The sequence below is a fragment of the Streptomyces sp. NPDC056486 genome (assembly GCF_042795295.1).
Lineage (GTDB): Bacteria > Actinomycetota > Actinomycetes > Streptomycetales > Streptomycetaceae > Streptomyces.
This window is the reverse complement of record NZ_JBHTSF010000259.1, coordinates 1-8,558: the sequence shown is the minus strand read 5'-3', so window position 1 is coordinate 8,558 and position 8,558 is coordinate 1. Positions and strand designations below refer to the sequence as shown.

Below are 8,558 nucleotides of genomic sequence, written 5' to 3'. Positions count from 1 at the left end.
GCCCACAAGCAGTTGCTTGTGGGCCCCTTCGCCGTTCCGTACCTGTCGTGCCGTGCGGCCGTCAGTCCCTGTTCTGCCGCCCGTTCCCGTTCCCGTTCGGGTTCTCCGGGATCTCGATGGAGTCGCTCGGATCCGGCTCGTCCGTCGGGTCCGTCGGGTCCTCCGTCGTCGGATCGTCCGTGGGCTCGTCCGTCGTCGGGTCGTCCGTCGGCTTGTCCGTCGTCGGGTCGTCGGACGGCGGCTTCGTCGTCGGGTCCTGCGTGTCCGACGGCTCGTCCGTCGGTTCGTCCGGGGCGCTCGTCGTCGGGTCCGGGGGCGGCGCGATGGCCGCGCCCATGGACGTGTCCAGGTCGAACTCGCTGGGCGAGCCCATCGCCTTGAAGGTGTACGCCGCCCAGATCTGCGCCGGGAAGCTGCCGCCGTCGACACGCGGCAGACCGCCCGCGCCCTTCATGGAGACCTGCTTGCTCTGCTCGGCCGTGCCCGCGGCGCCCTCGCCGAAGAGGCCGACGGAGGTGACGAGCTTCGGCGTGTATCCGGTGAACCAGGCCGACTTGTTGTCGTCCGACGTACCGGTCTTGCCCGCCACGTCCTGTACGGGGCTGCGCACCGCGCTGCCCGTACCGTCGTCGACCACGCCGGTCAGGACCGAGGTGAGCGAGTCCGCGGTGCCGCGATCGACGGCCTGCTCGCCGATCGGGTCCGGCAGGTCGATCGTGCGGTCCTTGTGCTCGACGGAGGCCACGACCGCAGGGGTGACCTTCACGCCGTGGTTGTCGAGCGTGGCGTAGACGCCCGCCATCTCCAGCGGGCTCGCGCCCATGGTGCCCAGGGTCTGGGCGGGCACGGCGGGCAGATCCTCGACGTTCATGCCGAGGTCGCCCGCGGTCTTGAGCACCTCGTCCATGCCGACGTCCACGCCCATCTGCGCGAAGACGGAGTTGACGGACTTGTTCATCGCCTTCTGGACGGTGACCGGGCCGTAGCTCTTGTCGTCCTCGTTCGGGGGCGCGAAGCCGATGTCGCTGCCCTTGACGGGGCGCTTGCTGGTGCCGTCGTAGATCGTGTTCGCCGTGATCGGCTGGTCGGTCTGGGTCGTGGCGCCCTTCTCCAGGGCGGCGGCCAGGATCAGCGGCTTGAAGGTGGAGGCGGGCTGGTAGTCACGCCGGGTGGCGTTGTTCGTGAAGTGCTTCACGTAGTCCTTGCCGCCGTACATCGCAAGGACCTTGCCGGTCTTGGGGTCGACGGACGCGGCGCCCGCCTGCACCCGGGCGTCGGCCTTGTTCTTCTCGGGGTCGAGCTTGTCGTTCAGCGTCTTGTCGACGGCCTTCTCGAGCTGCTTCTGCTTCTTCGCGTCGATGTTGAGCGTGATCGAATAGCCGCCCGCATCGAACTGCTCCTCGCTGAGGTGGCCGGCCTTCATGACCTCGGCCTTGGCCTCCTTCACGAGGTAGCCGGTCTGCCCCTCAAGGCCGGGCGCGGCCTTGGGCGACATCGGCTTCTTGAACGTCAGGCCTTCGCGCTCGCTCGCGGGCAGCCAGCCCTCCTCGACCATGTTGTCGAGCACGTAGTTCCAGCGCGCCTTGACGAGCTTCTTGCTGGCGTCCGTGGCGGAGGTCCAGTCGTACTGGCTGGGGGCCTGGAGGAGGGCGGCGAGATAGGCGCCCTGCGTGACGTTCAGCTTCTCTGCGTCGACTCCGTAGTACGCCTGGGCGGCGGCCTGGATCCCGTAGGCGCCGCGGCCGTAGTAGCTGGTGTTGATGTACCCGGCGAGGATGTCGTCCTTGCTCTTGTTCTGGTCCACCTTCAGCGAGATGACCAGTTCCCTGAACTTACGGGTCACCGTCTGGTCCTGCGTCAAGTAGTAGTTCTTGACGTACTGCTGGGTGATCGTCGAGCCACCCTGCTTGCCCTTGCCGGTGACCGTGTTGAGCAGGCCGCGGGCCGTGCCCTTGAAGTCGACGCCCTTGTCCTTGTAGAAGGACTTGTTCTCGGCGGCCACGAAGGTCCGCTGGACGTCCTTGGGGACCTTGTCCAGGTCGACGACCTCGCGGTTCAGCTCGCCGGTCCTGGCGATGACCTTGCCGTTCTTGTACTTGTAGACGTTGCTCTGGAGCTTGGCCGCGGCGTTGCCCTCGGGCACCTCGACCATCATGTAGAGAACGACGAAGCCGAGCATGCCGAGCAGGCAGAGCCCGAAGAACGTACCCAGGATCTTCTTCAGCGTGAAGAAGCGGCGTATGCCCTTGCGCTTGGGTTTGCCGTCACCGGCGGGGCGCTTGCGCGCTGCCCGGCGCGCACCGCGCTGCCGCGCCTGTCGCTCTTCCGCTCGGCCCATGAGTGTGTGTGCTCCGCTTCCGTCTCGTTCGCGTGTCCGTGTGTCGTCGTGCGGTGTCGCCCGTACAAGGACCGGACAGTCGGCCGACCGTATGACCGGCAAGTCAGCTCAAGAAACTAACACCGCACCTGGGGACAAAGGACTGCCGATCCGGCCTTTTCCGGACGTGACAATCAGCACCTGCCCCACAGGAACCGGTGATTGCCCCGAGTAGATCGACGATCCAGGGGCCCAGAAGGTTGCCCGCTTTCCGAACCTGTGAGCTCCACACCGGGGGTATACATGCCACGTATACACACGGTGTAGAGTGCTCCGCATGTCCATCGGTCACACCCTCCTCGGCCTCCTTGAGTCGGGCCCGCGCCACGGCTACGACCTCAAGCGCACCTTCGACGAGAAGTTCGGTCACGACAAGCCACTGCACTACGGGCAGGTCTACTCGACCATGTCCCGCCTCCTGAAGAACGGCCTCGTCGAGGTCGACGGCGTGGAGTCAGAGGGCGGCCCCGAGCGCAAGCGGTACGCGATCACCGAAGCCGGCATCACCGATGTCGAGCAGTGGCTCGCCACCCCGGAGAAGCCCGAGCCCTACCTCCAGTCGACCCTCTACACGAAGGTCGTCCTCGCACTGCTCACCGAGCGCGACGCCTCGGAGATGCTCGACGCCCAGCGCGCCGAGCACCTGCGCCTGATGCGCATCCTCACCGACCGCAAGCGCAAGGGTGACCTCGCCGATCAGCTGATCTGCGACCACGCGCTCTTTCACCTAGAAGCCGACCTGCGCTGGCTGGAGCTCGCCGCCGCACGCCTCGGCAAGCTCGCCCAGGAGGTGCGCTCCGCATGACCCCCGCAGGTTCCCTCCTCACCGCATCCGGCCTTCGCAAGACGTACGGCCCGACGACCGCGCTCGACGACGCGGGCTTCTCCATCCACCCCGGCGAGGTCGTCGCCGTGATGGGCCCTTCCGGCTCCGGCAAGTCCACGCTGCTGCACTGCCTCGCGGGGATCATCAAGCCCGACTCGGGCTCCATCACGTACAACGGCCGCGAACTCGCGGGCCTGCCGGACGCCGCGCTGAGCGCCCTGCGCCGCAGCGAGTTCGGGTTCGTCTTCCAGTTCGGGCAGCTGGTCCCCGAGCTGACGTGCGTGGAGAACGTCGCGCTTCCGCTGCGCCTCAACGGCGCCAAGCGCAAGGACGCCGAGGCGACCGCCCGCACCTGGATGGAGCGTCTGGAGGTCGAGGACGTCGCCGCCAAGCGGCCCGGCGAGGTCTCCGGCGGCCAGGGCCAGCGCGTCGCCGTGGCCCGCGCGCTCGCCACCAACCCGCGCGTCCTCTTCGCCGACGAACCGACCGGCGCGCTCGACTCGCTCAACGGCGAGCGCGTGATGGAGCTGCTCACCGACGCAGCCCGCTCGACGAACGCCGCCGTGGTCCTGGTCACGCACGAGACGCGTGTCGCCGCCTACTCCGACCGCGAGATCGTCGTGCGCGACGGCAAGTCACGGGACATGGAGCGGGCCGTATGAGCCTCGACACCCACTCCAAGGCCCGTACGGGGCCTGCGGCGCCGCTCCCCGAGCACACCGCGCCCACAGGCGTCCGCGCCTGGGTCCGCGATCTCGTGATGGGCATACGGTTCGCCGTCGGCGGCGGCCGTGCGGGCTGGGCCCGCACGATCATGACCGCGGTCGGCGTCGGCCTCGGTGTGGCGCTGCTGCTCGGCGCGGCCTCCGTGCCGAATCTGCTCCAGCACCGCGAGGACCGCTCGGTCGCCCGCTCGGACGCGGGCCAGTTCGACGGCAAGCACCACAAGCGGTCCGACTCCACCGTCCTCACCCGCGGCGCCGACACCGACTTCCGGGACTCGACGGTGCAGGGCCGTACGGTGCGCGCCGAGGGCAAGCACCCCGCCCTGCCGCCCGGCCTGGAGAAGCTGCCCGCGGACGGCGAGATGGTCGTATCGCCCGCCCTGCGCGACCTCATGAACAGCTCGGAGGGCAAGCTCCTCAAGGAGCGCTTCGGCGCGTACCGCATCACGGGCACCATCGGCGACCCGGGCCTGGTCCACCCCCAAGAGCTCTACTTCTACACGGGCTCCGATGCCCTCACCCAGGCCAAGGGCGGCCACCGGATAGCGGAGTTCGGCTATCAGGAGCCTCCGAAGCCGCTGGATCCGATCCTCATCGTGCTGGTCGTCCTGGGCTGCGTGGTCCTTCTGACCCCCGTGGTCATCTTCATCGGCACGGCGGTCCGCTTCGGCGGCGACCGGCGGGACAAGCGCCTCGCCGCGTTGCGTCTTGTCGGCGCGGACGCACGGGCGGTACGCAGGATCGCGGCGGGCGAGGCCCTGTGCGGCGCGCTGCTCGGCCTGGTCTTCGGCGGCGTCGCCTTCCTCGGCCTACGCGAGCTGCTCGGCGTGTTCGACGTGTGGAAGGTCAGCGCCTTCGCCACCGATGTGACGCCGGTGCCCGGCCTCGCGGTGCTCGTCCTGGTTGCCGTCCCGCTCACCGCCTTCGTGGTCACGCTGATCTCGCTGCGGGCCGTCTCCATCGAGCCCCTCGGCGTCTTCCGCAGCGCGAAGCCCCGCAAGCGCCGCATCTGGTGGCGCGTCCTCATGCCGGTGGCAGGCATCGGCATCCTGCTGGCATCGGGCCGCCTCGCGGGCGACATGACCCCGCCCGTCTACGCCATCGGCGTGGGAGCGACGCTCACCCTGATCGGCCTTGCCGCGCTGCTCCCCTGGCTCGTCGAAGCGGCCGTGGCCAAGCTGCGCGGCGGCCCCGTGCCCTGGCAGCTGGCCATCCGCAGGCTCCAGTTGAGCAGCGGTACGGCGGCCCGCACGGTCAGCGGCATCACGGTCGCGGTGGCGGGCGCCATCGCCCTGCAGATGATGTTCGGCTCGATGCACAACGACTTCGACCGGGTCACGGACAACGACCCGGGCCGGGCCAAGCTCCAGGTGCGCGCGGACGTCGGGGACGGCGAGCTCGCCGAGCAGATGATCGAAAAGTTCCGTACGACCAAGGGCGTCAAGAACGTCATCGGCACGGTCGTCTCGTACGTCGTGAAGCCGGGCAAGCTGAAGAACGCCGACGACATCAGGCCCACCACCGAGCTGAGCGTCGGCACCTGCGCGAACCTGCGCGAGCTGGCCCGGATCCGCTCGTGCAAGGACGGCGACACGTTCGTCGTGCACACCGGGGACGCCGAAATGAACAAGTGGGTCGACGAGACGGCCCGCCCCGGCAAGCCCATCGACCTGAACTCCGACAGCTGGGACATACCCGGCCACAAGCACATCCCGTGGACGCTGCCCGCCGATTCCCGCACGGTCACGGCCCGCCCCGACCCGGGCGGCGACCTGCACGACGGCATCTTCGCGACGCCCGGCGCGGTCTCCGCGTCCAAGCTGGTCGGCGCCTCGACGAACGCCATGATCCAGGTCGATCCGTCCGTGCCGGACAACGAGGAGTACATCCGCAACACCGCGGCCCGCATCGACCCGTTCCTCGACGTGATGACGCTGCGCGCGGTCGAGCGGGACAAGCAGTACGCCTCCATCCAGACCGGTCTGCAGATCGGCGCGATGGCGACGATGGTCCTCATCGCGGCGTCCATGCTGGTGTCACTCCTTGAGCAACTGCGCGAGCGCAAGCGCCTGTTGGCCGCCCTCACCGCGTTCGGCACGCGCCGCTCGTCGATGGCGTGGTCGATCCTGTGGCAGACGGCGATCCCGGTGGTGCTCGGCCTCGGCCTCGCCATCGCGGGCGGCCTCGGTCTCGGCCTCGTCATGGTCCGCATGATCGAGAAGTCGGTCGAGGACTGGTGGGTCTTCCTGCCCTTGACCGGCGCCGGTGCCGTGCTCGTCGCCGTCGTGACGCTGCTCAGCCTGCCGCCGCTGTGGCGCATGATGCGCCCGGACGGCCTGCGGACGGAGTAACTCCCTTTACGGAAGCAGGGCGTTGCCGGTGCGGGGTCACAACACCCGCACCGGCAACGGCTTTACGGCCCCCCTCAGGGCGGCGGCGAGCACCTCGTACTCCGCGCCCCGCGCGGCCCCCGAACGCATCGCGAGGGCGATGCGCCGGGTCGGCGCCGGATCGGCGAAGTACCCGGTGAGCAGCTGGTTACTGCGGCTGGTCTCGACGCGGACGGCGGTGCGCGGAAGCAGCGTCACACCGAGCCCGCCGGCCACCAGCTGTACGAGGGTGGAGAGCCCGGCGGCGGTCGTGGTCACCGGGGCGTCCGCGCGCCCGGCCTCCCGGCAGATGTCCAGGGCCTGGTCGCGCAGGCAGTGCCCTTCGTCGAGCAGCAGCAGGTTCAGCTCGCGCAGCGCGTCGCGCGGAATCCCCTCGCGTCCGCCGAGCCAGTGGTCAAGGGGCGTGACGAGCACGAAGTCCTCGTCGAACAGCGGCATTTCGGTGACCCCAGGCACACCGAGCGGCACGGCGAGAAGGAGCAGATCGAGCCGCCCCGCGCCGAGCCCCTCGATCAGCGACGAGGTCTGCTCCTCGTGCACCTGGAGATCGAGGTCCGGGTACTTCTGGTGGACGAGCCCGATGAACGTGGGCAGCAGATAGGGCGCCACGGTCGGGATCACGCCGAGCCGCAGCGCTCCGGTGAACGGGGCGCGCACCGCGTCGGCCTCCTCCATCAGCGCCCCGACCTCCTCCAACACGGCCCTGGCCCGCACCGCGAGGCGCTCGCCCGCCGACGAGAGCAGCACCTTGCGGGTCGTACGCTCGAGCAGGGTGACCCCGAGTGTCTCCTCCAGGGCGGACACGGCGCCGGAGAGCGCGGGCTGGCTCATGCCGATCGCGGCGGCGGCGTCGCGGAAGTGCAGATGCTCGGCGACGGCGGCGAAGGCGCGCAGCTGGGCGAGGCTCGGCTGGCGGGCGCCGCGCTTGGCCGCGGGCTTGGCGCTGGTGGCCACGGCACTCCTCCTTCTCACGCGTCCCCTTACTACTGGGACTGATAGCTAGGTCCGATCAACACGACCCACTCTAGCTATTTCCATAATCAATGCACCCTGTGCCACCATCAACACCAGTCCAACCCCCCAGGAAACTCCCCAAAAGGGATTTTCTTTGCAGCAAGGAGAGCGCGTGCTCACTGTCGGTGACAAGTTCCCCCAGTTCGATCTGACTGCCTGTGTCTCGCTGGAGAAGGGCTCGGAGTTCCAGCAGATCGACCACAAGACCTACGAGGGCAAGTGGAAGATCGTCTTCGCGTGGCCCAAGGACTTCACCTTCGTGTGCCCGACCGAGATCGCCGCCTTCGGCAAGCTGAACGAAGAGTTCGCTGACCGTGACGCCCAGATCCTCGGCTTCTCCGGTGACTCCGAGTTCGTGCACCACGCCTGGCGCAAGGACCACCCGGACCTGACGGACCTGCCCTTCCCGATGCTGGCCGACTCGAAGCACGAGCTCATGCGTGACCTCGGCATCGAGGGCGAGGACGGCTTCGCCCAGCGCGCCGTCTTCATCGTCGACCAGAACAACGAGATCCAGTTCACGATGGTGACCGCCGGTTCCGTGGGCCGTAACCCCAAGGAGGTCCTCCGGGTCCTCGACGCCCTCCAGACGGACGAGCTGTGCCCCTGCAACTGGAGCCAGGGCGACGAGACCCTGGACCCGGTCGCGCTGCTCTCGGGCGAGTGAACGGAGCTTTCTGACATGGCACTCGACGAACTGAAGTCCGCCGTACCGGACTACGCCAAGGACCTGAAGCTGAACCTCGGCTCGGTCATCGGCAACTCGGACCTGCCGAAGCAGCAGCTCTGGGGCACGGTGCTCGCCTGCGCGATCGCATCCCGCTCCACCACGGTGCTGCGCGAGCTGGAGCCCGAGGCGAAGGCGAACCTCTCCCCCGAGGCGTACACCGCCGCCAAGTCGGCCGCGGCCGTCATGGCGATGAACAACGTCTTCTACCGCACGCGTCACCTGCTTTCGGACCCCGAGTACGGGACGATGCGGGCCGGCCTGCGGATGAACGTCATCGGTAACCCGGGCGTGGAGAAGGTCGACTTCGAGCTGTGGTCGCTCGCGGTTTCCGCGATCAACGGCTGCGGCCAGTGCCTCGACTCCCACGAGCAGGTGCTGCGCAAGGCGGGCGTGGATCGCGAGACGATCCAGGAAGCCTTCAAGATCGCCGCGGTCATCCAGGCGGTCGGCGTGACGCTGGACTCCGAGGAGTCCCTCGCGTAGCGGTCCCCTGAGC

At 68.7% G+C, this 8,558-nt stretch carries 7 protein-coding genes; 5 read left to right on the top strand and 2 right to left on the bottom strand.

All coding sequences use genetic code 11. The features are described 5' to 3' along the window. Window positions 1-61: 61 nt before the first annotated feature. The gene (locus ACFQ7F_RS44180; protein ID WP_383284850.1) at window positions 62-2,338 is read right to left on the bottom strand and encodes a transglycosylase domain-containing protein; all 2,277 of its coding nucleotides are present in this window, start codon (window positions 2,336-2,338) and stop codon (window positions 62-64) included. Window positions 2,339-2,654: 316 nt separating this feature from the next. Here ACFQ7F_RS44180 and ACFQ7F_RS44175 point away from each other — a divergent pair, with 316 nt between their 5' ends. From ACFQ7F_RS44175 to ACFQ7F_RS44165, 3 genes are read left to right on the top strand one after another with little or no spacing between them, the layout of a single operon-like run. Next, window positions 2,655-3,182: a PadR family transcriptional regulator gene (locus tag ACFQ7F_RS44175; RefSeq protein ID WP_383284847.1), complete on the top strand. Its 528-nt coding sequence runs from the start codon at window positions 2,655-2,657 to the stop codon at window positions 3,180-3,182. Continuing rightward, window positions 3,179-3,865, top strand: a complete 687-nt coding sequence (locus ACFQ7F_RS44170) for an ABC transporter ATP-binding protein (RefSeq protein WP_383284844.1) — start codon at window positions 3,179-3,181, stop codon at window positions 3,863-3,865. The genes ACFQ7F_RS44175 and ACFQ7F_RS44170 overlap by 4 nt, the downstream gene beginning before the upstream one ends. Continuing rightward, window positions 3,862-6,279 carry an FtsX-like permease family protein gene (locus ACFQ7F_RS44165; protein WP_383284841.1) on the top strand — a complete coding sequence of 806 codons (2,418 nt, stop codon included), beginning with the start codon at window positions 3,862-3,864 and terminating at the stop codon, window positions 6,277-6,279. The genes ACFQ7F_RS44170 and ACFQ7F_RS44165 overlap by 4 nt, the downstream gene beginning before the upstream one ends. Window positions 6,280-6,315: 36 nt before the next feature. On the opposite strand, the gene ACFQ7F_RS44160 is transcribed toward ACFQ7F_RS44165, so the two are convergent. Then, window positions 6,316-7,272 carry a LysR substrate-binding domain-containing protein gene (locus ACFQ7F_RS44160; RefSeq protein WP_383284838.1) on the bottom strand — a complete coding sequence of 319 codons (957 nt, stop codon included), beginning with the start codon at window positions 7,270-7,272 and terminating at the stop codon, window positions 6,316-6,318. 172 nt (window positions 7,273-7,444) lie between these two features. On the opposite strand from ACFQ7F_RS44160, the gene ACFQ7F_RS44155 reads away from it, so the two are divergent. Both ACFQ7F_RS44155 and ACFQ7F_RS44150 read left to right on the top strand, forming a co-directional pair. Further along, on the top strand, window positions 7,445-7,999 hold the full coding sequence (locus ACFQ7F_RS44155) for a peroxiredoxin (RefSeq protein WP_383284835.1): 555 nt from the start codon (window positions 7,445-7,447) through the stop codon (window positions 7,997-7,999). Between the two features lie 15 nt (window positions 8,000-8,014). Continuing rightward, the gene (locus ACFQ7F_RS44150) at window positions 8,015-8,545 is read left to right on the top strand and encodes an alkyl hydroperoxide reductase (protein ID WP_383284832.1); all 531 of its coding nucleotides are present in this window, start codon (window positions 8,015-8,017) and stop codon (window positions 8,543-8,545) included. Window positions 8,546-8,558 lie beyond the last annotated feature (13 nt).

Coding starts and splice junctions, on each gene's coding strand:
- ACFQ7F_RS44180 (WP_383284850.1), bottom strand. CDS start 2,338: ATGGGCCGAGCGGAAGAGCGACAGGCGCGGCAGCGCGGTGCGCGCCGG.
- ACFQ7F_RS44175 (WP_383284847.1), top strand. CDS start 2,655: ATGTCCATCGGTCACACCCTCCTCGGCCTCCTTGAGTCGGGCCCGCGC.
- ACFQ7F_RS44170 (WP_383284844.1), top strand. CDS start 3,179: ATGACCCCCGCAGGTTCCCTCCTCACCGCATCCGGCCTTCGCAAGACG.
- ACFQ7F_RS44165 (WP_383284841.1), top strand. CDS start 3,862: ATGAGCCTCGACACCCACTCCAAGGCCCGTACGGGGCCTGCGGCGCCG.
- ACFQ7F_RS44150 (WP_383284832.1), top strand. CDS start 8,015: ATGGCACTCGACGAACTGAAGTCCGCCGTACCGGACTACGCCAAGGAC.